Source organism: Devosia sp. 1566, assembly GCF_004005995.1.
Taxonomy (GTDB): Bacteria; Pseudomonadota; Alphaproteobacteria; order Rhizobiales; family Devosiaceae; genus Devosia.
In genome coordinates this window covers 2,784,429-2,806,728 of sequence record NZ_CP034767.1, presented here as the reverse complement: position 1 = coordinate 2,806,728, position 22,300 = coordinate 2,784,429, and the positions used below count along the sequence as shown (strand labels likewise).

Annotated in this window: 21 protein-coding genes; 14 read left to right on the top strand and 7 right to left on the bottom strand. The window is 63.2% G+C overall.

The window, feature by feature from the left end:
- The first annotated feature begins 24 nt into the window (after positions 1-24).
- From ELX51_RS13545 to ELX51_RS13535, 3 genes are all read left to right on the top strand, one after another.
- Entirely contained in the window at positions 25-1,026 is a 1,002-nt protein-coding gene (locus ELX51_RS13545) for a ligase-associated DNA damage response exonuclease (protein WP_127754022.1), read from the top strand.
- Positions 1,023-2,600: a cisplatin damage response ATP-dependent DNA ligase gene (locus ELX51_RS13540; protein WP_127754021.1), complete on the top strand. Its 1,578-nt coding sequence runs from the start codon at positions 1,023-1,025 to the stop codon at positions 2,598-2,600. The genes ELX51_RS13545 and ELX51_RS13540 overlap by 4 nt, the downstream gene beginning before the upstream one ends.
- A gap of 86 nt (positions 2,601-2,686) precedes the next feature.
- Positions 2,687-2,983, top strand: coding sequence for a UvrB/UvrC motif-containing protein (locus tag ELX51_RS13535; RefSeq protein ID WP_127754020.1), 297 nt, complete (start codon positions 2,687-2,689; stop codon positions 2,981-2,983).
- A gap of 13 nt (positions 2,984-2,996) precedes the next feature.
- On the opposite strand, the gene ELX51_RS13530 is transcribed toward ELX51_RS13535, so the two are convergent.
- From ELX51_RS13530 to ELX51_RS13515, 4 genes are read right to left on the bottom strand one after another with little or no spacing between them, the layout of a single operon-like run.
- Complete coding sequence (locus ELX51_RS13530) at positions 2,997-3,260, bottom strand: Txe/YoeB family addiction module toxin (RefSeq protein WP_127754019.1); 264 nt, start codon at positions 3,258-3,260, stop codon at positions 2,997-2,999.
- Positions 3,257-3,511, bottom strand: a complete 255-nt coding sequence (locus ELX51_RS13525; RefSeq protein WP_127754018.1) for a type II toxin-antitoxin system Phd/YefM family antitoxin — start codon at positions 3,509-3,511, stop codon at positions 3,257-3,259. Before ELX51_RS13525 ends, ELX51_RS13530 begins: the two co-directional genes overlap by 4 nt.
- A gap of 49 nt (positions 3,512-3,560) precedes the next feature.
- The gene (locus tag ELX51_RS13520) at positions 3,561-3,950 is read right to left on the bottom strand and encodes a MerR family transcriptional regulator (RefSeq protein ID WP_127754017.1); all 390 of its coding nucleotides are present in this window, start codon (positions 3,948-3,950) and stop codon (positions 3,561-3,563) included.
- Positions 3,947-5,668, bottom strand: a complete 1,722-nt coding sequence (locus ELX51_RS13515; protein ID WP_127754016.1) for a long-chain fatty acid--CoA ligase — start codon at positions 5,666-5,668, stop codon at positions 3,947-3,949. Before ELX51_RS13515 ends, ELX51_RS13520 begins: the two co-directional genes overlap by 4 nt.
- A 244-nt stretch (positions 5,669-5,912) precedes the next feature.
- Between ELX51_RS13515 and ELX51_RS13510 the strand changes: the two genes are divergently transcribed.
- From ELX51_RS13510 to ykgO, 10 genes are all read left to right on the top strand, one after another.
- Positions 5,913-8,372 carry an acyl-CoA dehydrogenase gene (locus tag ELX51_RS13510; RefSeq protein WP_127754015.1) on the top strand — a complete coding sequence of 820 codons (2,460 nt, stop codon included), beginning with the start codon at positions 5,913-5,915 and terminating at the stop codon, positions 8,370-8,372.
- Positions 8,369-10,351 (top strand): 3-hydroxyacyl-CoA dehydrogenase NAD-binding domain-containing protein, encoded by a 1,983-nt coding sequence (locus tag ELX51_RS13505; RefSeq protein WP_248305119.1) that lies wholly within the window; start codon positions 8,369-8,371, stop codon positions 10,349-10,351. The genes ELX51_RS13510 and ELX51_RS13505 overlap by 4 nt, the downstream gene beginning before the upstream one ends.
- Positions 10,352-10,372: 21 nt before the next feature.
- Positions 10,373-11,656 carry an acetyl-CoA C-acetyltransferase gene (locus ELX51_RS13500; protein WP_127754014.1) on the top strand — a complete coding sequence of 428 codons (1,284 nt, stop codon included), beginning with the start codon at positions 10,373-10,375 and terminating at the stop codon, positions 11,654-11,656.
- On the top strand, positions 11,653-11,811 hold the full coding sequence (locus ELX51_RS20075; RefSeq protein WP_164854869.1) for a hypothetical protein: 159 nt from the start codon (positions 11,653-11,655) through the stop codon (positions 11,809-11,811). The genes ELX51_RS13500 and ELX51_RS20075 overlap by 4 nt, the downstream gene beginning before the upstream one ends.
- A 255-nt stretch (positions 11,812-12,066) precedes the next feature.
- Complete coding sequence (locus ELX51_RS13495; RefSeq protein ID WP_127754013.1) at positions 12,067-13,683, top strand: peptide ABC transporter substrate-binding protein; 1,617 nt, start codon at positions 12,067-12,069, stop codon at positions 13,681-13,683.
- Positions 13,684-13,774: 91 nt separating this feature from the next.
- Positions 13,775-14,698, top strand: a complete 924-nt coding sequence (locus ELX51_RS13490; protein WP_127754012.1) for an ABC transporter permease subunit — start codon at positions 13,775-13,777, stop codon at positions 14,696-14,698.
- The gene (locus tag ELX51_RS13485) at positions 14,698-15,612 is read left to right on the top strand and encodes an ABC transporter permease subunit (RefSeq protein WP_127754011.1); all 915 of its coding nucleotides are present in this window, start codon (positions 14,698-14,700) and stop codon (positions 15,610-15,612) included. Before ELX51_RS13490 ends, ELX51_RS13485 begins: the two co-directional genes overlap by 1 nt.
- 48 nt (positions 15,613-15,660) lie before the next feature.
- A complete protein-coding gene (locus ELX51_RS13480; RefSeq protein ID WP_127754010.1) occupies positions 15,661-16,644 on the top strand; it encodes an ABC transporter ATP-binding protein in 984 nt (327 codons plus the stop codon).
- Positions 16,644-17,663 (top strand): dipeptide ABC transporter ATP-binding protein, encoded by a 1,020-nt coding sequence (locus ELX51_RS13475; RefSeq protein WP_127754009.1) that lies wholly within the window; start codon positions 16,644-16,646, stop codon positions 17,661-17,663. Before ELX51_RS13480 ends, ELX51_RS13475 begins: the two co-directional genes overlap by 1 nt.
- Before the next feature lie 172 nt (positions 17,664-17,835).
- Entirely contained in the window at positions 17,836-17,961 is a 126-nt protein-coding gene (gene ykgO / locus ELX51_RS13470) for a type B 50S ribosomal protein L36 (RefSeq protein WP_046139985.1), read from the top strand.
- 88 nt (positions 17,962-18,049) lie between these two features.
- On the opposite strand, the gene ELX51_RS13465 is transcribed toward ykgO, so the two are convergent.
- Complete coding sequence (locus tag ELX51_RS13465; RefSeq protein ID WP_127754008.1) at positions 18,050-18,706, bottom strand: glutathione S-transferase family protein; 657 nt, start codon at positions 18,704-18,706, stop codon at positions 18,050-18,052.
- A 231-nt stretch (positions 18,707-18,937) separates the two neighbouring features.
- Here ELX51_RS13465 and corA point away from each other — a divergent pair, with 231 nt between their 5' ends.
- The gene (gene corA, locus ELX51_RS13460) at positions 18,938-19,909 is read left to right on the top strand and encodes a magnesium/cobalt transporter CorA (protein WP_127754007.1); all 972 of its coding nucleotides are present in this window, start codon (positions 18,938-18,940) and stop codon (positions 19,907-19,909) included.
- A gap of 218 nt (positions 19,910-20,127) precedes the next feature.
- Here corA and pyk read toward each other — a convergent pair whose 3' ends face one another.
- Together pyk and ELX51_RS13450 are read right to left on the bottom strand one after the other, a co-directional pair.
- Positions 20,128-21,564, bottom strand: a complete 1,437-nt coding sequence (gene pyk / locus ELX51_RS13455) for a pyruvate kinase (RefSeq protein ID WP_127754006.1) — start codon at positions 21,562-21,564, stop codon at positions 20,128-20,130.
- A gap of 20 nt (positions 21,565-21,584) precedes the next feature.
- Entirely contained in the window at positions 21,585-22,205 is a 621-nt protein-coding gene (locus ELX51_RS13450; RefSeq protein WP_248305118.1) for a DUF1036 domain-containing protein, read from the bottom strand.
- Positions 22,206-22,300 lie beyond the last annotated feature (95 nt).

The window sequence follows — 22,300 nt, the reverse complement described above, 5'->3', positions numbered from 1 at the left end:
GGGTTGGGGCGTTAGGCAGCTACCATGCCGCAGATCCTCGACAAGAACCTCCATCTTCGGGCCATCGATGCCTTTATCGATCCGTCCACGCCCAAGGCGCGGGCGATCATTACCCATGGCCATGCCGACCATGCGCGAGCGGGGCATGGAGCGGTGCTGGCCACGCCCGACACGATCGCCATCATGAAGGTGCGCTATGGCGAGGATTGCGCGGACCAGTTCCAGGCGCTGCCTTTTGGCGAGCCGCTTGTGGTCGACGACATCAGGATCACCTTTTATCCGGCAGGGCACATCCTGGGGAGCGCGCAGGTGCTGATCGAGCAGGATGGACAGCGCGTGGTGGTGACGGGGGACTATAAGCGGCTCGCCGATCGGACGGCGCAGCCTTATGAGTTGGTGCCCTGCGACCTGCTGGTGACGGAGGCGACCTTCGGGCTGCCGGTGTTCCAGCATCCCAAGCCGCAAACCGAGATCGGGCGGCTGCTCAATTCGGTGCGCAAGAACCCCGAGCGGGCGCATCTGATCGGCTGCTATGCCTTGGGCAAGGCGCAGCGGGTGATCGGGCTGCTGCGCGATGCTGGCTATGACGCGCCGATCTATCTGCATGGGGCGATGATCCGGCTTTGTGCACTCTATGAAGAGCTTGGCGTGCCACTGGGGGATCTGCGCCCGGCAACGGGCGTGGCCAAGGCGGAGCTGGCCGGCGCGATCGTGATTGCGCCGCCTTCGGCCATTCGCGACCGCTGGAGCCGGCGCTTTCCCGATCCTGTGACCTGCCAGGCTTCAGGCTGGATGAGCGTCAAGCAGCGGGCGCGTCAGGCGCTGGTGGAATTGCCGCTGGTGATTTCGGACCATTGCGACTGGGGCGAGCTGGGTCAGACCATCCACGAGACCGAAGCGCAGACCGTGTGGGTGACGCATGGTCGCGAGGATGCGCTGGTGTATTGGTGCCGCCAGCAGGGGCTGGAGGCCGAGCCGCTCAACATCCAGGGCTTTGAGGATGATGGCGGGGAGGGCGAGGAATGAAGCGCTTTGCCCAATTGCTGGAACTGCTGGCGCTGACGCCCTCGCGCAATCGCAAGATCGAGGCGCTGACGCAGTATTTCCGGGAAACCCCCGACCCTGATCGCGGCTTTGCGCTGGCAGTGCTGACGGGGGCGCTGACCTTTCGCAATGTGAAGCCGGCGCTGCTCAAGGACATCGTGCTGCGCGAAGTCGATCCCGTGCTGTTCGCCATGAGCTACGATTATGTCGGGGATCTGGGGGAAACCATCGCGCTGATCTGGCCCCATCATGGCGGCGAGGGCGAGTTGCCGTCGCTCACCGACCTGATCGAATTGTTCAACACCACCTCCAAGAGCGAATTGCCCAAGCTGATCGCGGCGCTGCTGACGCGGGCGGGGATCAATGAGCGCTGGGCGGTGGTGAAGCTTGCGACGGGAGCGCTGCGGATCGGGGTGTCGGCGCGGCTGGCCAAGACAGCTCTTGCCGAAATGAGCGGGGTGCCGCTGCAGGAAATCGAGGAAGTCTGGCACGGGCTGCAGGTGCCCTATACCGAGCTCTTTGCCTGGCTGAGCGGGGAGGCCGAACGGCCCGATATCGATCATGCCGCGCGGTTCCACCCGCTGATGCTGAGCAATCCGATCGATGAGGAAAAGGATCTGACCCGCTTCCAGCCCGAGGATTTTTCGGCGGAGTGGAAGTGGGACGGCATCCGCGTGCAACTGGTGCTGGGCCCGGGCACGGCATCGCTGTTTTCGCGCACTGGCGACGATATTGCGGCCGCCTTTCCCGACATCGTGGAGAATGTGAACGGGCAGGCGGTGCTGGACGGGGAATTGCTGGTGGGGCGCGATTTCGAGGCGGGCTCGTTCAACGATTTGCAGCAGCGGCTCAACAAGAAAGTGGCGAGCGCCAAGCACCTCAAGGAATCGCCGGCCTTTATCCGCGTCTACGATATCCTGTTCGATGGGCGCGAGGACATTAGGGGGCTGCCCTGGACCGAGCGGCGGGCACGGCTGGAGCGGTGGCTCGAGGCCAACCCGCAAACGCGGCTGGATTTGTCGCCGGTGCTGCCGTTCACCGACTGGGAGGACCTGGCGCAGCAAAGGCGCGAAGGGGCGGACCAGCACGGCCATGAAGGCGTGATGCTCAAGCTCAGGACCTCGCCCTATCTGCCGGGGCGACCAAAGGGCTATTGGTTCAAGTGGAAGCGCGATCCCAATGTGGTCGATGCCATTCTGATGTACGCCCAGCGCGGGCACGGCAAGCGCTCTTCGTTTTATTCGGACTACACATTCGGGGTGTGGAAAGGCAATGAGATCGTGCCGATCGGCAAGGCCTATTTCGGGTTCACCGACGAGGAACTCAAACAACTCGACAAGTGGATCCGCACCAATACGCTGCAAAGCTTCGGGCCAGTGCGCGAGGTGCGTAAGGAGCTGGTGTTCGAGGTGGCGTTCGACTCGGCGCAGGAATCGACGCGGCACAAATCGGGGGTGGCGCTGCGGTTTCCGCGCATCAACCGCATTCGCTGGGACAAGCCGGCAAGCGAAGCGGCGACACTTGAAGATATGGCGGTGTTTATCGAGGCGACTTGAGCGGTTGTATAATGCTGGCATCTACGGATGGACCCCGGCTCAAGGCCGGGGTGACAGCAGTGCGTGGGAGAAAAGGGCGGAAAAACATGTCATCACGATCCAATCACCAGCGGCTGTTGGCGCTGGAAGCGCAGATGCAGGCGGCAGCGGAAGCGATGGACTTCGAGGAAGCCGCTCGGCTGCGCAATGAGATTGCCCGGCTCAAGGGAGAGGGTGGTGCTCCGGGCGAGGAGGGCGAGGGCACGGTTACCGTGGGACAGCCGCCGCCGGGCGCGATGGGCCTGGGGACGCATGTGCCGGTGCGCCAGCCACCCAAAGGCTGGGTGAAGCCGAAAAAGCCGGATCTGTTGACCAAGAACGTCAAGCCGCGGGGCGGGAGTTAGCGGCGCCAGATCGTCAGCGCCGGTCGTAGTGGAAGCGGCACTGGTTGATCCACAAGACGTCGGCCTCGACGCGGTAGACCAGTCGGTGCTCCTGGGTGACGCGGCGTGACCACCAGCCCTTGTAGTTGCCCTTTAGGGGCTCGGGTTTGCCGATGCCTGAAAATGGCGAGCGGCGGCAATCTTTGATCAGCTCGTTGACCTTGGCCAGCGTATCTGGATCATTGGCCTGCCAATACTGATAGTCATCCCAACCCGGCTCGGTGAAGAGGAGCCTCATTCAGGCCAGTCGGTACTGATGCCGCGGCCCGCTTCGAAATCGGCATTCCCCTGGGCCAGCCGATCGGCATTAGCCTGGGTGCTGGAAAGGTGAATAGTTTCCTTCCAGGATTCAAATTCCTCCAGTGACATGACCACGACCGGCGGCTTGCCGCCGTTGCGGGTGACGATCAAGGGCTCGAGGTCGGTCACCACTGCATCAATGTCGGCGGCGATGTTTTTGCGGAAATCGGAAATGGATTTGGCGCGCATGGGACTTCTCCTTGCCCTTAATGTACGCACTTACGTACAAAAATTCAACTCAGCGCTTGTGCAGCCGCTCCTCGGCGAGCTGCTTGATTTCGCGCAGTTCGGCGATGGTGAGTTCGAGGTCGGCGCGCTGTTGTTCGAGGGAGGCGAGGCGTTGCTCGACCTTGCCGGCGAGCAGATGCAGCTGCTCGTTGCGGTCGGCATCGTAGAGGCTGAGATAGTCAGAGATATCGCGCAGGGAAAAGCCGAGGCGCTTGCCGCGCAGGATCAGGATCAGGCGGGCCCGGTCGCGACGGCGGAAGATGCGAGCGGCGCCGACGCGTTCGGGCGCGAGCAGGCCCTTGGCTTCGTAGAAGCGGATGGCGCGCGTGGAAATGCCGAATTCGCGCGCGAGATCGGCGATGGCGAAGAGATCGCGGTTTTCTGGTTCGGCGCGGTTCATTTGCTCGCCGACCCGGGATGGCTTTTGGCGTATTCGGCGCGCAGTTCCTTCTTGGAAAGCTTGCCGATCAGGGTTTTGGGCAATTCATCCTTGAAGATGATCTCGCGCGGCAGCTCGATCTTGTTGAGGCGATCGGTGAGGAAGTGCTTGAGCTCGGCTTCGGTCGCGGTTTGGCCGGACTGGAGCTTGACGAAGGCGACAGGGGCCTCGCCGCGATAAGGGTCCGGGGCGCCGATGACGCTGGTTTCCTCGACCGCGGGATGAGTGAGCAGGGCTTCCTCGATGACCCGCGGATACACATTGAAGCCCGAGCAGATGACGAGGTCCTTGATGCGGTCCACGAGGAACACATAGCCGTCTTCATCGATATGGCCGACATCGCCGGTGCGCAGCCAGCCATCGCTGAAGGCCTGCGCGTCCGCTTCGGGGTCATTGTAATAGCCGACCATGACCTGGGGGCCCTTGACCTGCAATTCACCATCGACCCCGGGGCCCACGAGCTCGCCGCTATCGACATCGACAAAGCGGATATCGGTGGCGGGCAGCGGCATGCCGATGCTCATGGGCTTGGAGGGAACGCGCAGCGCGGCGCAGCACACGACGGGCGAGGCCTCCGTGAGACCGTAGCCTTCGGCCAGGAGGGCCTTGGACTTGGTGGAAAATTGCGCGCGCACTTCGTTGCTGAGCGGGGCGCCGCCGGAAATGGCGACCTGCAGGCTTGCCAGCTGTTCGGGCTTGACGGGAGAGGAGCGCCCGAGGGCCGCCAGCAGCGTCGGTACCGCGGGCAGGACATTGGCCTTGGTGCGGGTGAAGAGGTCCAGCAGCGCCTTGAGCTCGAAGCGGGGCAGCATGATGACTGGGGTGCCGTTGCAGAGGGGCACGTTCATGCAGGCCGTCATGGCGAAGATGTGGAAAAAGGGCAGGACGGCTACGACCTTGGAGGGCGGGTAGAACAGCTCGCAGCCCCATTTGTCGATCTGGCTCATATTGGCCGAGATATTGGCGTGGGTCAGGAGTGCGCCCTTGGGCAGGCCGGTGGTGCCGCCGGTATATTGCTGGACGGCAATGTCGCGCTCGGGGTCGATGACCACCGCGTCCGGGGTTTCGCGGCGGGCAAGCAGTTTGTTGAGCGTGGTGATGCGATCGCGCGCAGGGGAGCGCTTGAGGTCGGCCAGGTCCTTGCGCTTGGCGATCGAATAGAGGACGCGCTTGGCGAGCGGCAGCGCTTCGGGGAAGTGGCAGACGACCAGCGATTTGACGTGGCCCGATGCGGCGAGGGCCTCGGCCTTGTCAAAGATCTGCTTGAGATCGAGCGTGATCATCAGCTCGGCGCCGGCATTGGCCATGATGTGGCTGAGCTCGGGGACCGTATAAAGCGGGTTGCAGTTGACCACGGTGCCGCCGGCGCGCAGCACGGCGTAATAGGCGATGGGATAAAAGGGCGTGTTGGGCAGCATCAGCGCGACGCGACTGCCCTTGCCGATGCCGAACTGGTGCTGCAAGGCGCCAGCCAGGGCGATGATGCTTTTGGCCAGTTCGCCGAAACTGGTGGTGCCCCCCAGGAAGTCGAGCGCGACGGCGGAAGGGTTCTTGGCGCAGCCGGCCAGCACCTGTTCATGGACGGGGCGGGTATCGATGGTGATATCCCAGCGGATGCCCTCGGGATAATTGGCAATCCAGGGGCGAAGCGGTCCCGGCTCGGGATTGACCATATCCATTGCTGTTTTCCTCCTGCCGTCCCGCGGGTGCGTGCCCGCTTGCGGGTAGGCGAGCCCGCTTAGGGCGCCTGTTTGCCCGGCAGTTTATCCCATGGGTTTACGTTAGCGTCAAACAATTGCCCGGGTTTTTGAACGCTGCAGCGCAGGCGCTCTACGCATGGGGCGCGGAGTTGACGTTTACGTAAGGCTGGTTAGAGTGGTTAGGTGCCCGATGGTTGCGGGTGTGCCTCAAGGAGATGTTGCCGTGGCGTTGTTGCTGATTGTGCTGTCCCTGGTCGCCATCGCCGTGCTGGCCATCCGCGAAGCGCCGCTCTGGCAATGGGGCGTGGCGGCCCTCGTGATCGGGCTGATGTCGGGCATCGATCTCGAAGTCGGTTATCGGCTGACGGGCGCGGGGCTGGTGCTGGCGCTGCTGCCCGGGATCGTGCTGCTGCTGTTGAGCCTGGCGCCGATCCGCAAGGCCGTGGTGATGCGCCCGCTTTATGGGCTGGTCAAATCCATGTTGCCGCGCGTCTCGCGTACCGAGCAGGAAGCGCTCGATGCCGGCACTGTCGGGTGGGATGCGGAGCTGTTTTCGGGGCGGCCGGACTGGAACAAGCTGACCGCCATCCGCCCACTGACCCTGAGCGTGGAAGAGCAGGCATTTCTGGATGGGCCCACCGAGCAGGTGTGCTCGATGATCAATGACTGGGAAGCGCGGCACAATCTAGCGGATCTGTCGCCCGAGGTGTGGCAGTTCCTCAAGGACAACCGGTTCTTTGGCATGCTGATCGCCAAGGAGCATGGTGGCCTTGGGTTTTCGGCGCAGGCGCAATCCATGATCGTGTCCAAGATCGCCAGCCGCTCGGTGGCGGCGGGGATCACGGTGATGGTGCCCAATTCGCTGGGGCCGGGCGAGTTGCTGGAAAAATATGGCACGCCTGAGCAGAAGGAGCGCTATCTCCGGCGGCTGGCGACGGGGCTCGAAGTGCCGTGCTTTGCGCTGACGGGCGTGCATTCGGGCTCCGATGCCGGGGGGATGCGCGATATCGGCGTCGTCACCAAGGGCATGCATGAGGGGCGCGAAGTGTTGGGGGTGCGCCTGTCCTGGGACAAGCGCTATATTACGCTCGCGCCCGTAGCAACGCTGCTGGGCCTCGCTTTCATCCTCAAGGATCCCGAGAACCTGCTAGGGAAGGGCGAGCATATCGGCATCACGCTGGCGCTGGTGCCTTCGGACCACCTCGGGGTGGAGATCGGGCGGCGCCATTATCCCTCGCGGCAGGCCTTCATGAACGGGCCGACCACGGGCAAGGACGTGTTTATTCCGCTCGATTTCCTGATCGGGGGCACGGCCTATGCCGGGCAAGGCTGGCGCATGCTGATGGAATGCCTGTCCACGGGGCGGGCGATCTCGCTGCCGGCCATTGGCACGATCTCGATCAAGCAAAGCCTGCGGGTGACCTCCGCCTATGCGCGCATTCGGCGCCAGTTCGGCATGCCGGTGGGCGCGATGGAAGGGGTGGCCGAGCCGCTGGGGCGGATGGTCAAGAACGCCTATACCTATGAAGCCTCGCGGCGGCTGACAGCCTCCATGGTGGATGAAGGCCAGCGGCCGGCGGTGATTTCGGCGCTGCTGAAATATCGGACCACCGAGGCGATGCGCGACACCATCGATGATGCCTTCGATATTCACGGGGGCCGGGCGATCCAGGACGGGCCGAGCAACTATTTGTTTGGCGCCTATATGGCGACGCCGGTCGCCATCACCGTCGAAGGGGCCAATATCCTGACCCGCACGCTGATGACGTTCGCACAAGGCGTGCTACGGGCGCATCCGTTCCTGTATCGCGAAATCCAGGCGGTGCAGAACCCCGATCGGCCGCAGGGGCTCGGGCAGTTCGACCGGGCTTTTGGCGGGCATACCAGCTTCATGCTGCGCAATATTGTGGCGAGTTTCCTCCATGGGATGACGAACGGGGCCTTTGCTTCGAGCCCGGCCGAGCATGAGGCGGGTCGCTGGTATCGGCAGCTGCATCGCTACAGCCAGTGCTTTGCGCTGGTGGCGGACTGGACCACGGTGTCGCTGGGTGGCGCGCTCAAGGCCAAGCAGCAGCTGTCGGGCCGCATGGCCGATATTTTGAGCGAGCTTTACCTGATGTCAGCGGTGCTCAAGCGCTTCGAGGATGAGGGGCGGCTGGCCGAAGATCGGGGACTGGTGGATGCGATCATGGCGGATCGCATTGCTGCCCTTGAGGGCAAGTTCGGCGAGGTATTCGCCAATTTCCCCAATCGGGTCATGGCTAATGCGCTGCGGGTATTGTGCTTTCCGCTGGGGCGGCATGCCCGCCCGGCAGCGGATCGGGTGAACAACCGGTATGCCCGCGCCGTGCTGCAGCCCGGCCAGTTCCGCGACCGCATGACCACGGGCGCCTATGTGTCGATGGACCCCGATGATGTCACGGGCGTGCTGGAAGATGCGCTGCTTAAGGTCACCGAGGCCGAGGAGATCGAGGCGCGGTTCGTCAAGGCCGCCCGCAAGGGGGTGATTGAGCGCCGGCTCGACCGCGACGCCATTGCCGATGCGGTAGCGGCGGGCGTTCTCAACGACAATGAAGCGGGTATCATGCGTGCAGCCGACGCGGCGACGGAACGCGCGGTGCGGGTTGATGATTTCGATCCCGACAAATTGGCGGCTGAACCGGCGCGGAGGGCAGCGGAATGATCGAAGAGCTGATGGACACCCCCATCCTGCCCTTTGAGGGCGTGACGGGTTCGTGGCGCTTCCACAAGGATGTGGAAGATATCGGCTGGCTGACCATCGATAGCCCCGATGCGCCGGTCAATACGCTCAGCACCGCGGCGATCCTCGAGCTTGAAGAGCTGATCGGGCGCATCGAGGGGATGGCCGACAGGCGCGAACTCGTGGGGGTGGTGCTGCTGTCGGGCAAGGATAGCGGCTTTATCGCCGGCGCCGATGTGCGCGAATTCGACAAGATGGACCTGGCGCTGCTGCCAGACGCGCTGCGGCAGGCTCATAAACTGTTTGACCGGATCGAGAACCTCAAGATCCCGGTGGTTGCGGGCATTCACGGCTTTTGCCTTGGCGGCGGGCTGGAGCTGGCGCTGGCCTGCCACTACCGGATCGCGGTCAAGGACGAGAAAACCAAGCTCGGCTTTCCCGAGGTCAATCTGGGGATCTTTCCGGGTTTTGGTGGCACCGGCCGATCCATCCGCCAGGCCGGGCCGGTAGATGCCATGAACCTGATGCTCACCGGCAAGATGCTGCGGGCGGGCCCGGCGCGCGGGCTGGGGCTCGTCGACAAGCTGGTGCGCCATCGCGACAATCTGCGCTGGGAAGGGCGCAAGGCCGTGCTGCAAAAGCGCCGGTCCACCGTGGCGCCAATCACCAAGACGATCATGGCGATGGGGCCGCTGCGCGGCTATGTGGCCGACAAGATGCGCCAAAAGGTCGGCAAGAAGGCCAAGCGCGAGCATTACCCGGCGCCTTATGGGCTGATCGAGCTGTTTGAAGAACACGGCAATGACTGGCGCGCGATGATTGCGGGCGAGGTGCCGGCCTTTGTGCCGCTGATGGGTTCGACCGCGGCGACCAATCTGCGCCGGGTGTTCTTTTTGTCCGAGGGGCTCAAGAAGCAGGCAGCCAAGGGGCAGCAGTTCCGGCGCGTGCATGTGATCGGGGCGGGGGTGATGGGCGGGGATATTGCCGCCTGGTGCGCGCTGCGCGGCATGAGCGTGACGCTGCAGGATCTCGACATGAACCGGATCAAGCCGGCGCTGGAGCGGGGCAAGGCGCTGTTCAAGAAGCGGCTGAAGAAACGCTTTGAGGTGGATACCGCCATGTTGCGGCTGCAGGCCGATCCCGATGGCAAGGGCGTGGCGCGGGCCGATGTGGTGATCGAGGCGGTGGTGGAGGATCTGGCGATCAAGCGCCAGATTTTTGCCGAGCTCGAGACCGAGATCAAGCCGGGGGCGATCCTGGCGACCAATACGTCCTCCATCGAGCTGGAGCGGATTGCGGAGGGGCTGAGCGATCCATCCCGGCTGATCGGGCTGCATTTCTTCAACCCGGTGGCCCAGTTGCCGCTGGTCGAGGTGATCCGCTCGCGCTTCAATAGCGACGAGGAGATCGGCAAGGGCGCGGCTTTTGCCGTGGCCATCGGCAAGTCGCCGGTGGTGGTGAAATCGGCGCCGGGCTTTCTCGTGAACCGGGTGCTGATGCCTTATATGCTCGGCGCGGTGGAGCGGGTGGAAGCGGGGGAAAGCCCCGAACTGCTCGATGCAGCGGCCGTGGCCTTCGGCATGCCGATGGGGCCGATCGAACTCATGGATACGGTGGGGCTCGATGTCGGCCAGTCGGTGGCGACGGAGCTGGGGCATGCCGTGCCCGAGGGGTCGCGCTTTGCCGAACTGGTGCGGCGTGGCAAGCTTGGGCGCAAAAGCGGGCAGGGTTTTTACAAGTGGAGCGACGGCAAGGCGCAAAAGGGTGAAACCCCGGCCCATGCCGATCTCGCAGGTTTGGGGCGTGAACTGGTCCGCCCGCTGGTCGATACTACCGAAGTTGTGCTGGCTGAGGGCGTGGTCGCCAATGCGGATCTGGCCGATATCGGGGTGATTTTGGGCACCGGCTTTGCGCCGTTCCTGGGCGGGCCGCTGCAGGCGCGCCGGGATGGAAAGGCGTGATGGCGCTGTTTGGAGAGCAAGATGACTGAACTGCGCAAAGTCGCGATTGTGGGGTCGGCGCGGATCCCGTTTGCGCGGGGGAACACGGCCTATAGCGAGCAAACCAATCTTTCGATGCTGGCGGCGGCGCTGGGCGGGCTGGCTGACAAGTTCGGGCTCAAGGGGCAAAAGATCGACGAGGTGATCGGGGGGGCGGTGATCAGCCATAGCCGCGATTTCAACCTGGCGCGCGAAGCCCTGCTCGATGCGGGCCTGTCACCGCGCACGCCCGGCACGACAATGCAGATTGCCTGCGGCACGAGCCTGCAGGCAGCGCTGAGCCTTGGGGCCAAGATCGCGACGGGCGAGATCGACAGCGCCATTGCGGCCGGTGCCGACAGCGTCAGCGACAGCCCGGTGGTATTTGGCGACAAGTTCCAGCACCGAATGATCGATCTCAACAAGGCGCGCACCACGCGCGACAAGCTTGGTGTGTTCAAGGGGTTCTCGCTCGGGGAGCTGACGCCGGTGGCGCCCTCTACCCAGGAGCCGCGTACGGGGCTGTCGATGGGGCAGCATTGCGAGCTGATGGCGCGCGAATGGGGCATTACCCGGCGGGCGCAGGATGAGTGGGCGGTAGACAGCCACCGCAAGGCCGCGGCTGCCTATGACGAAGGTTTCCACGACGATCTGCTGGTGCCCTGCGCGGGGCTCGACCGCGACAACAATGTGCGGGCGGATGCCAATCTGGCCAAGATGGCGGATCTCAAGCCGGCATTCGACAAGAGTTCGGGCCATGGCACGCTGACGGCGGCGAACTCGACCCCGCTCACCGACGGGGCGGCAGCGGTGCTGCTGGCGAGCGAGGATTGGGCCCGCGAGCGCGGGCTGCCGGTGCTGGCGTATCTCACGGCCGGGCGGGTGGCGGGCAATGACTTCGCCCATGGTGAGGGCTTGTTGATGGCTCCCACGATTGCCGTTTCCGAGATGCTGGCGCGCAAGGGACTGGGCTTTGCCGATTTCGACCTGTTCGAGCTGCACGAGGCCTTTGCCGCGCAGGTGCTGTGCACGCTCAAGGCCTGGAACGATCCCGATTATTGCCGGCGCGAGCTGGGCCGAGAGGAGGTGCTGGGGCCGATCGATCCCGAGCGGATCAACCGCAAGGGATCGAGCATCGCTTATGGGCATCCCTTTGCGGCAACGGGCGCGCGCATTCTGGGGCTGACGGCCAAGATGTTGGCCGAAGGGCAGGGGCAGCGGGCCCTGCTGTCGGTCTGCACGGCAGGTGGACAGGGCGTGGCGGCGATTGTGGAGCGGGCGGCGTGAAGGACAATGTGGTCAAGTTTCGCCGGATCGAGAAAAAGCCGGAACAGCCCCCGCGCAAACGGCGCGAGCCACCAGCCTGGCTGCCTTTTGCACTGCTGATCGTGGTGGCGCTCGCCATATATGGAGTGCAACGCTCAGGTATTCTCGGCGGCTAGTTCTGCACTATTTTGCGAAAATTGTAATGTTGCAGCGCCTCTGCATGGCCGGGAGGGACGTCTACTGCCGCCTATATTGTGCGAGCCGTGGTTACGTTGACGCATAGGTCAAGGTTTTGCTTGTCAGTGGGCGGAAAGGCGGTTTACCGTCCAGAAATTGACCGGCAGGTCAAAACTGCCGGTAAACAAGGCAACCGCGGCAAAGCGGGCACACAAGAATCGACATCAGGACTTCCACAAGGAGATGGGACGAGCATGAAATTCGCGCAAACTCTTAGGGCTGTGTCAGTAGCGAGCGCCATGGCGCTGCTGATGAGCAGCGCGGCCTCCGCTGTTACGCTCAACATGATGAACGGCTCCGAGCCCGGCTCGCTCGACCCGCACAAGGCCTCGGGCGACTGGGAAAACCGGATCATCGGCGACTATATCGAAGGCCTGATGGCTGAAGACGCCAATGCCGATGCCATTCCGGGCCAGGCCGAAAGCTATACCGTTTCCGAAGACGGGCTGGTTTATACCTTCAAGCTGCGCGACGGCATTCAGTGGAGCGACGGCGAGCCGGTAACGGCAGAAGACTTTGTGTTTGCCTTCCAGCGCTTGTTCAATCCCGCCACCGCGTCGGAATATGCCTATCTGCAGTTCCCCATCAAGAATGGCTCGGAACTGGCGGAAGGGGCCCTCACCGATTTCAATGAACTGGGCGTCAAGGCGCTGGACGACAAGACCGTCGAGATCACGCTTGAAGGCCCGACGCCCTATTTCCTCCAGGCGCTGACCCACTACACCGCTTATCCCATTCCCAAGCATGTGGTCGACAAGGTCGGCGATGCCTGGACGGCGCCCGAGAACATCGTGGGCAATGGTCCCTACAAGATCACCGAATGGGTGCCCGGCTCCTATGTGAAGTCGGTCAAGTCGGAGACCTATTACGATGCTGCCAATGTGCAGATCGATGAGGTCAACTATTTCGTGCAGGATGACCTGGCCGCGGCCCTCGCGCGCTATCGTGCCGGCGAATACGACATCCTCGTTGATATCCCGGCTGACCAGGCCGAGTGGATCAAGACCAACCTGCCCGGGCAGGATTTCTTCGCCCCGTTCCTGGGCGTTTATTACTATGTGATCAACCAGGAAAAAGCCCCCTTCGACAATGCCGAGGTGCGCAAGGCCATGTCGATGGCGATCAATCGCGACGTGATCGGCCCCGATGTGCTGGGCACGGGCGAATTGCCCGCTTATGGCTGGGTGCCCGAAGGCACTGCCAACTATGAGGGCGTCGAGCCCTATCAGCCCGAATGGATCGGTCTCTCCTATGAAGAGCGCGTGGCGCAAGCCAAGGCGATCATGGAAGGGCTGGGCTATAATGCCTCCAACCCGCTGCCCGTGCAGCTCAAGTACAACACCAATGACAACCACCAGCGCGTGGCCGTCGCCATCTCCTCCATGTGGGAGCAGATCGGGATCAAGACCGAGCTCTTCAACTCCGAAACCGCCGTGCACTATGACGCGCTGCGCGCCGGGGACTTCCAGGTCGGCCGTGCCGGCTGGCTGCTCGATTATTCCGATCCGTCCAACACGCTGGAGCTCCTGACCACCGGCATCATGCAGGATGGCCAGATGAACTGGGGCAACAACTATGGCCGTTATTCCAACCCCGAGTTCGATGCGCTGGTGAAGTCGGCCGCTGCCGAGTCTGACTTGGCCGTTCGGGCCAAGATGCTGGGCGATGCCGAAAAGATCGCCATGGATGAAACCGGCGCGATCCCGATCTACTGGTATATCGCCCAGAACGTCGTGACGCCCTCGATCACCGGCTTTGTCAACAATGCCAAGGACATCCACCGTACACGCTGGCTGACCAAGGCCGAATAACACTAGCGCCGGCGCCGCCCACGAGTGGCGCCGGCATCCTCCGCCTCGAGCGCACCGCGGTGCTGCTGCGGGGGACCAGAAAGGTTCACCCATGTTCGGATTTGCTTTGCGGCGCGTGCTGTCGGCTTTGCCGGTGGCGCTGATCGCCGTGACGGCGTGTTTTTTCATTTTGCGGCTGGCCCCGGGCGGTCCTTTTGACGGCGAACGCGCGTTGCCGCCGCAAACGCTGGCCAATCTGCGGGCCCACTACAACCTCGACCAGCCGCTGATCAGCCAGTATTTCATCTATATCGGCCGGCTGCTGCAGGGCGATTTCGGACCCTCGATGGTCTACAACGACTTCACCGTGTCCCAGATGCTGTGGATCGGCTTGCCCTTCACGCTGATGCTGGGTTTCACCGCCTTCATCATCGGCACGGTGGTGGGGCTGATTGCCGGTGCCATTTCGGCGGTAAACCAGAACAAGTGGCCTGACTACCTGCTCGTCATGCTGGTGATGATCGGGCTCGTCGTGCCCAATTTCCTGATCGGCAGCATCTTGCAGTTGGTGTTCGGGGTGTATCTGGGCTGGTTGCCGGCGGGCGGCTGGCAGAACGGCTCGATCGTCCATCTGGTGCTGCCCGTGGCGGTGCTGGTGCTGCCCCATGCGGGGCGCACGGCGCGGCTGATGCGCGGCTCGATGATCGAAGTGCTGGGCACCAATTATGTGCGCACCGCCCGTTCCCAGGGCCTCGGCACGCGGCTGATCCTTGCGCGGCACGCCATCAAGCCGGCGCTCCTGCCCGTCGTGTCCTATCTGGGGCCGGGGTTGAGCTATCTGCTGACCGGCTCGCTCGTTGTGGAACAGATCTTCGCACTGCCGGGGATCGGCAAGTATTTCATCAGCGCCGCGCTCAACCGCGACTACGGCCTCGTGCTGGGAACGACCATTTTGTACATGTTTATTATTCTGGCCGTGAACCTCGTGGTTGACCTGCTTTATGCCTGGCTCGACCCCAAGGTGAGGTTGCGCTGATGGCCGGCATCACAGGCAAGGACGCCATTCTTTCCGACTATGCCAAGGCACTGGAGGACGGCCCCAAGGGGCGGTCGCTGACGCAGGATGCGATGCGGCGCCTCGTGCGCAACAAGGCGGCGGTGGTGTCGATCTTCTTGATCGGCTTCATCATCCTCTTCGCCTTTGTCGGCCCGTATCTGCTGCCCTGGACCTATGACAAGATCGACTGGAGCGCGATCAGGAAGCCCCCTAATTTCGAGAACGGGCACTTTGCAGGCACCGACCAGAACGGGCGCGACATGCTCGCCCGCATCATGCAGGGTACGCAGATGAGCCTGATCGTGGCCGGCGTTGCTACGCTGGTTTCGGTGGTGATCGGGGTGATCTATGGCGCGGTCGCCGGCTATTTCGGCGGCAAGGTCGACGCGGTAATGATGCGCTTTGTCGATATCATGTACGCGCTGCCCTATATCCTCTTCGTCATCATTCTCGTGGTGATCTTCGGGCGCAATCCCGTGCTGCTGTTCGTGGGCATCGGGTGCCTGGAATGGCTGACAATGGCGCGGATCGTGCGCGGGCAGACCATGTCGATCAAGGAGCGGGAGTTCGTCGAGGCGGCGCGGGCTGGCGGGGCCAAGCCCTGGACCATCATCATGCGCCATATCGTGCCCAATCTGACCGGGCCAGTAGTGATCTATGCGACGCTAACTGTCCCGGAGATCATCCTCACAGAGAGTTTCCTTTCCTATCTGGGGCTAGGGGTGCAAGAGCCGCAGACCTCGCTTGGAACGCTGATCTCGTTCGGCTCGCCCGTGGCGGAAACGCTGCCCTGGATGCTGATCGGCCCGGCGGTGGTGCTAGTCACCCTCCTGCTTTGCCTCACCTATATCGGGGATGGCCTGCGCGATGCGCTGGATCCCAAGGATCGCTAAGCGCTGCCCGGCTTCGTGCCCGGCGCGCCAGAAAGGCCCTGTATTGAAATGAAGCACGTACTTGACGTCCAGGATATGTCGGTCACCTTCGCGCTGCACGAAAGCGAAGTGCAGGCGGTGCGCGAGATGAATTTTACGCTCGCGCGGGGTGAAACGCTGGCTGTGGTGGGGGAAAGCGGCTCGGGCAAGAGCCAGGCCTTTCTGTCGATCATGGGCCTGTTGGCCAAGAACGGGCGCGCTTCGGGGCGCGCTATAATGGGTGATGTGGACCTGCTGGCGCTGGGACCCAATGAGCTCGACCGCTATCGCGGCCGGGACATCGCGATGATCTTTCAGGATCCCATGACTTCGCTCAACCCGACGCTGCGCATCCGCACGCAGCTGGCCGAGGTGTTGGTCAAGCATCGCGGGTTCGAGCAGAAGGCCGCCACCCGCGCCACCGTCGACATGCTTGAGCGCGTCGGGATTCCTGAACCGGCCAAGCGCGCCAACAGCTTTCCCCATGAGCTTTCGGGCGGGATGCGGCAGCGCGTCATGATCGCCATGGCGCTGCTGTGCCAGCCCAAGATCCTGATCGCCGATGAGCCGACCACGGCGCTGGACGTGACGGTGCAGGCGCAGATGCTGGAGCTGTTCAAGACGCTGACCGAGGACTTCGGCACTTCGCTGGTGCTGATCACTCATGATCTGGGGGTCGTTGCCGGCGTCGCCGACCGCATGATGGTGATGTATGGCGGCCGGGCGGTGGAAAAGGGCACGGTGGACGATTTGTTCTACCATCCGCGCCATCCCTATACGCTGGGGCTGCTGCATTCGACGCCCCATATCGCCAAGCGGGCCGAGCGGCTCGACCCGATCCAGGGGCTGCCGCCAAGCCTGGAGAACCTGCCCAAGGGCTGCTCGTTCAATCCGCGCTGCGCGTTCTGCTTTGACCGGTGCCTCGAAGAGCGCCCGCCGCTGATGGACACCGGCAATGGGCGCGAAAAAGCCTGCTTTTATGAGGGCCCGATGGCCTATGGAAAGGTCGCCTGATGGACCAGACCCCGATCAACCTGCTCGAGATCAAGGATCTCAAAAAGACCTTCTCCATTTCCGTCGGCCTATTCAGCCGCAAGCTGACGCTGACGGCGCTCGAGAACATCAACTTTTCCATCCGCAAGGGCGAGACCCTTGGCATTGTGGGGGAAAGCGGCTGCGGCAAGTCAACGCTCGGGCGCTGCATCCTGCAGCTGATCGCGCCAGACGAGGGGCAGGTGCTGTGGCTAGGGCAGGATCTGACCCGGGTGCCGGCCGAGGAAATGCGCAAGCGCCGGCAGGACTTGCAGATCATCTTCCAGGACCCGCTGGCCTCGCTCAATCCGCGCATGACCGTGGGCGACATCATCGCCGACCCCTTGCGCACGCTGCGGCCCGAGCTCAACAAGGCCGAGCGGCGGGCCCGCGTACTCAAGATCATGGCGGCGGTGGGCCTCTTGCCCGAGATGATCAACCGCTATCCGCACGAGTTTTCGGGCGGGCAGGCGCAGCGCATCGGCATTGCCCGGGCGCTGATCACCGAGCCCAAGCTCATTGTCTGCGACGAGCCGGTTTCGGCGCTCGACGTGTCGATCCAGGCGCAGATCCTCAACCTGCTCGCCGAACTCAAGGAAGAGTTCGGGCTGACGCTGATCTTCATCTCGCACAATCTGAGCGTCGTGCGGCATGTGTCCGACCGCATCCTCGTGCTCTATCTCGGGCGAATCGTGGAGCTGGCAACGGGGGACGAGATCTATGAGGACCCCAAGCACCCCTATACACGGGCGCTGCTGACGGCCGTGCCCATTCCCGACCCCAGATTGGCGCGGCAACGCAATGTGGATGCGCTGCGGGGGGAAATCCCCTCGCCGATCAATCCGCCTTCAGGGTGCCCGTTCCGCACCCGCTGTCGCTTCGCCAAGCCTTATTGCGCGGAAAAGCGGCCAGTGCTCGAAACCATCGAAGATGGGCGGCTCGTTGCCTGCCATCGCTGGCGCGAGATCGGCGTGCCTGAGGACGCGGTGCTGGGGCACTAGGCTCAAGGGAATCGGCGCCCCGGCTTGCCGAGCCTGCCGGGGTGCGCAAAGCGGTGAAAAGAGGGTGAAAACTCCGCTTGTGCCGCGTTGACAGGGCAGGGGGAAATCCCTATGAATGCCCGCAAGTTCCGGGCGCCTAGGCGCCCCTTTTGTTTGACCCGAGGATATCAAGATGAAAGTCCGCAACTCGCTGAAGGCGTTGATGACTCGCCACCGCGCGAACAAGCTCGTCCGCCGTCGCGGCCGCGTTTACATCATCAACAAGGTGGACAAGCGCTTCAAGGCCCGCCAGGGCTAAGATCTGCTTGCTCATGCAAGTTTCTGCAAAGCCCGCCTTGTGCGGGCTTTGTCGTATCTGGGGTGTGGAAACTGAGAAACGCCCGGCCTCAAGCTGAGGGCCGGGTGGCGGTGAAGACGGCGAGCTGGGCGGCAAAGGCGCGCCGATAAGCCGGGCGCTCCTGAGCGCGGGCGAGATAGCGGCAGAGATCGGGATAATGCTCGAGGATGCCGGCGCCGCTCAAGCGCAGCAGCACATGCACCAGCATCAGATCGGCGGCGCTGAAGGCGCCATCAAGCCAGTCCTTGGTGCCCAGAAAGGCAGCAAGCTGGCGCAGCCGGTGGTGGATGCGATCCTTCACCAGCGGTAGGCGCTGCTGCGACCAGCTCTCGTTGCGTTCAAGGAGTTCGGCGATTTCGAGCTCGACAATGGGCGGCTCGACCGTTGATAGAGCCGCGAACATCCAGGTCATGGCGCGGGCGCGGGCGTCGGGTTCCTCGGGCAAGAGGAGGCCGGGATGCTGCTGGGCGACGTGCAGGACGATGGCGCCCGATTCGAACAGGGTGAGCGTGCCCTCCTCGTAGGTCGGGATTTGTCCGAAGGGATGGAGGGCCAGATGGGCGGGCTGGCGCATCTGGGCAAAGGACACGAGGCGCACATGGTAGGGCTGCCCCACTTCCTCGAGCGCCCAGCGCACGCGCATGTCGCGGGCGAGGCCCGCACCTTGATCAGGAGAATCGGCAAAGGCGGTGATGGTGGGGATCATGGCAGGCCGGGACCGGGTTCAGGACGCGTGAGCTCAGTACAGAGCGTAATTGGCGGCACGGATGGGGACAACATGCCTCTCCCTTGCTGGTGGCCTCCAAGGACGCAGCAGGCGCCTGCCAGACGACAATGATGCTCGCGCGGCAGGAGCGCTTCGCGGCGCCGTTCGTTTCACCCCTTGAGCAGGCACTGGTTTGTCCATGAAGCTCGCCACCCAGAACGAGGAGCTGCCATGCTGCGCATCTATACCCGGACCCAGGATCGGCTCGTGCCCTTTGAAAGCGGCCACACCGGTGCCGTGCCGATCTGGCTCGACCTGATCAGCCCCAGTGACGAGGACGTCCGGGAAGTCGAGCGGCTGCTGGCCGTCGACGTGCCCAGCCGTGCCGAGATGGAGGAAATTGAGCTCTCGGCCCGGCTTTATATGGAAGATGGCGCGATTTTCATGACCCTTACGGGTCTGGCTCATCTGGACACGGAAACGCCGATCAAGACGCCGATCACCTTCATCCTCAAGAACAATTCCCTGGTCACTGTCCGCTATGCCGAGCCCACACCTTTCCTGGCCTACACCAACCGGGCGCAGCGGGCGAAGGGGGCAGTGCACGGCTCGGGCGAGGAAATCATGCTCGGGCTTATCGAAGCGATGATTGACCGCACGGCGGACGCGCTGGAGCGGATTGGCAACGAAACCGACAATTTGTCCCATGAGGTGTTCAACACCACCAAAGCCAAGGCCAACAAGAAGACGCGCAGCCTCGAAAAGGTTATTTCCCAGATCGGGCAGAAGGCTGAGCTGCTGACGATGATCCAGGAGAGCCTGGTGAGCATGTCGCGGCTCGTGACCTATTATTCGGCAGTCGAGGACACGTCCGACGACAAGGAAAGCCGCTATCTGGTGCGGCTGATCCAACGCGATGCCACTTCGCTGGGCGAGCATGCACGGGCATCGTCGGCCCGGCTGGACTTTTTGCTCAATGCGACGCTGGGCATGATCAATCTCGAGCAGAACCAGATCATCAAGATCTTCTCGGTGGCTGCCGTGGTGTTCCTGCCGCCAACCCTGGTGGCGTCGATCTATGGCATGAACTACGAGCATATGCCCGAACTCCATTGGCAGCTGGGCTATCCCTGGGCGATTGGGCTGATGGTGCTGTCGGCCTTGCTGCCGTTCCTGTATTTCAAGCGCAAGGGTTGGCTTTAGGGTTTTAGGGTTTTAGGGGACGCCAGAGTTCAGGGCGCCTGGCTTCGGCCCATTGCAGCAGCGCGTCGAGGGCGGGGCAAAGCGACTAGCTCCACGCTGTCAGCCCGTATTCGACCTTGGGTGGCACCCGGTGGTGCACGAGCTTGGTGCCGATGCCGTCGACCTCATAAGAAAAGCCCGCCAAAGGGCGGGCTTTGTTGTGGTGCCGTGTCGCGCGCTTAGCTGGAGCCGGCGCCGTCCTGGCGGACAAAGGCGATGCGCAGCATATTGGTGGCGCCGGGCGTGCCCAGGGGAATGCCGGCGGTGATGGCGATACGGTCGCCAGGGCGGGCAAAGCCTTCCTGGTAGGCGATGATGCAGGCGCGATCGACCATGTCTTCAAGGCTCGCGGCGTCTTCGGTTTGCACGCAATGTACGCCCCAACAGATGGACATGCGCCGGATGGTGCGCTGATTGGGCGAGAGAAGGATGATGGGCTTGGAGGGCCGCTCGCGGGCCGCCCGGATGCCGGTGGAGCCCGAGGCGGTGTAGGTGACGATCGCCGCGAGATCGAGGGTTTCGGCGACCTGGCGGGTAGCAGCCGAGATCGCGTCGGCGGCGGTTGCCTCCGGTTCGGTCTGGGCGGCGCGGATGATGCCGCGGTAATTGGCGTCGCTTTCCACTGCCACGGCGACCTTGTTCATGGTCGCGACCGCTTCCACCGGGTACTGGCCCGAGGCAGATTCGGCCGACAGCATAATGGCGTCGGCGCCCTCGAACACGGCAATCGACACGTCCGAGACTTCGGCGCGGGTCGGCACGGGCGAGGTGATCATCGATTCCAGCATCTGCGTGGCGACCACCACGGGCTTGCCGTAGCGACGGCACATGCGGATCATGCGCTTTTGCAGGCCCGGTACGGTTTCAAGCGGCAGCTCGACGCCCAGATCGCCGCGCGCGACCATGATGGCGTCGCACAGCTTGATGATTTCCTCGAGGCGATCGATGGCCTGGGGCTTTTCGATCTTGGCCATGACGCCCGCGCGGCCCTGGACGATCTTGCGGACATCGATGATGTCCTCGGGGCGCTGCACAAAGGACAGAGCGATCCAGTCGGCCTCGGCCTTGAGGCCTTCGAGCAGGTCCTTGTGGTCCTTCTCGGTCAGGGCGCCAGTGGGCAGGAGCGTATCGGGCAAGGACACGCCCTTTTTGTCCGAGAGCTTGCCGCCATAGACCACTTCGGTCTCGATGGCGCCGTCACCGACCTTGGTCGCGCGCAGCTGCAGCTTGCCATCATCGAGCAGCAGGCGGTCGCCCACCGATACGCTTTCGATGATTTCCGGGTGGGGCAGGTAAACGCGCTCGACGGTGCCGGGCGTATCGGAGCTATCAAGGATGAATTTCTGGCCGGCGGTTAGCTGGATGCTGCCTTCAGCGAACTTCCACACGCGCAGCTTGGGACCTTGCAGGTCGACCAAAACACCAAGCGGGTGGTTCAGGGTTTTTTCGACGTTGCGAATGCGCGCCACGGTCTGGTGCAGCACTTCGTGGCTGGCGTGGCTCATATTGATGCGGAACACATCGGCGCCGGCGCGCGCCAGTTCCTCGATCATCTTTTCGTCGTGGCTGGCGGGCCCGAGGGTCGCCACGATCTTCACACGTCGCATACGTCTCATAGCGTGTCCGTTCGGTTAAACTACTGGTTCGCCGGCGGAGGATCCGCCGGCGCCGGGTCCGAAGCCGGGGGCGCATCCGGGGGCGGGACCGAATTGGCGGCAGGTGAACCCGGGGAGGCCGCCGGCGCTTCGATGGTCACGTCATCCGGATCAACCACAAGGGCCGGGTCTTCCAGATTTTCCTGGCTGTCCGGGCCCACCACATCGGGAGCGCCCATGTTTTCAGTCAGCTGCAAGGTCCAGTCCGTCTGGTTCTGGGTATCGATTTCAAAGAACCCGGTGCGCTCATAGCCCCGGGCGAGGCAATCCTCAACCCCGAATATCGTGAAGGTTTCGTCACGCGTGCACATGAAGACCGCGCCGTCCCAGGCGCCGCCGCCAATATCATCAACAGCATAGATGTAATAAAAGCGCCGCTCGAGATCGCCTTGGTAAAGCACCCGGCAATCACCGGACGGGGCCTGCCACCAGCCTTCGCTCATCCAGCCGCGCTCAGCCCGGTAGCCGATCGCCACAGACACCAGATTGGCGGTTTCGTTGCAGATGCGCAGATCGGCGCGAGCCGGTGCGGAAAACAGCAGGAAGCTGGAAACCAGCGCGCCGACAAGCGTCAAGCTAAGGCGAAAGAGGTACAGGAGCATGCCGGAATACATCGGGAGGACCGTTGGTGTTTGAGCGTATGGTGACCAATAGGTCAATGCATAAACAAGCCTTTGGGCGGAAATAGGCCGGGTAT

What these genes read in the sequence shown, in the direction of transcription:
- ELX51_RS13545 (WP_127754022.1), top strand. Translation starts at nt 25, where the DNA reads ATGCCGCAGATCCTCGACAAGAACCTCCATCTTCGGGCCATCGATGCC.
- ELX51_RS13540 (WP_127754021.1), top strand. Translation starts at nt 1,023, where the DNA reads ATGAAGCGCTTTGCCCAATTGCTGGAACTGCTGGCGCTGACGCCCTCG.
- ELX51_RS13535 (WP_127754020.1), top strand. Translation starts at nt 2,687, where the DNA reads ATGTCATCACGATCCAATCACCAGCGGCTGTTGGCGCTGGAAGCGCAG.
- ELX51_RS13530 (WP_127754019.1), bottom strand. Translation starts at nt 3,260, where the DNA reads ATGAGGCTCCTCTTCACCGAGCCGGGTTGGGATGACTATCAGTATTGG.
- ELX51_RS13525 (WP_127754018.1), bottom strand. Translation starts at nt 3,511, where the DNA reads ATGCGCGCCAAATCCATTTCCGATTTCCGCAAAAACATCGCCGCCGAC.
- ELX51_RS13520 (WP_127754017.1), bottom strand. Translation starts at nt 3,950, where the DNA reads ATGAACCGCGCCGAACCAGAAAACCGCGATCTCTTCGCCATCGCCGAT.
- ELX51_RS13515 (WP_127754016.1), bottom strand. Translation starts at nt 5,668, where the DNA reads ATGGATATGGTCAATCCCGAGCCGGGACCGCTTCGCCCCTGGATTGCC.
- ELX51_RS13505 (WP_248305119.1), top strand. Translation starts at nt 8,369, where the DNA reads ATGATCGAAGAGCTGATGGACACCCCCATCCTGCCCTTTGAGGGCGTG.
- ELX51_RS13500 (WP_127754014.1), top strand. Translation starts at nt 10,373, where the DNA reads ATGACTGAACTGCGCAAAGTCGCGATTGTGGGGTCGGCGCGGATCCCG.
- ELX51_RS13495 (WP_127754013.1), top strand. Translation starts at nt 12,067, where the DNA reads ATGAAATTCGCGCAAACTCTTAGGGCTGTGTCAGTAGCGAGCGCCATG.
- ELX51_RS13490 (WP_127754012.1), top strand. Translation starts at nt 13,775, where the DNA reads ATGTTCGGATTTGCTTTGCGGCGCGTGCTGTCGGCTTTGCCGGTGGCG.
- ELX51_RS13485 (WP_127754011.1), top strand. Translation starts at nt 14,698, where the DNA reads ATGGCCGGCATCACAGGCAAGGACGCCATTCTTTCCGACTATGCCAAG.
- ELX51_RS13480 (WP_127754010.1), top strand. Translation starts at nt 15,661, where the DNA reads ATGAAGCACGTACTTGACGTCCAGGATATGTCGGTCACCTTCGCGCTG.
- ELX51_RS13475 (WP_127754009.1), top strand. Translation starts at nt 16,644, where the DNA reads ATGGACCAGACCCCGATCAACCTGCTCGAGATCAAGGATCTCAAAAAG.
- ykgO (WP_046139985.1), top strand. Translation starts at nt 17,836, where the DNA reads ATGAAAGTCCGCAACTCGCTGAAGGCGTTGATGACTCGCCACCGCGCG.
- ELX51_RS13465 (WP_127754008.1), bottom strand. Translation starts at nt 18,706, where the DNA reads ATGATCCCCACCATCACCGCCTTTGCCGATTCTCCTGATCAAGGTGCG.
- corA (WP_127754007.1), top strand. Translation starts at nt 18,938, where the DNA reads ATGCTGCGCATCTATACCCGGACCCAGGATCGGCTCGTGCCCTTTGAA.
- pyk (WP_127754006.1), bottom strand. Translation starts at nt 21,564, where the DNA reads ATGAGACGTATGCGACGTGTGAAGATCGTGGCGACCCTCGGGCCCGCC.
- ELX51_RS13450 (WP_248305118.1), bottom strand. Translation starts at nt 22,205, where the DNA reads ATGCTCCTGTACCTCTTTCGCCTTAGCTTGACGCTTGTCGGCGCGCTG.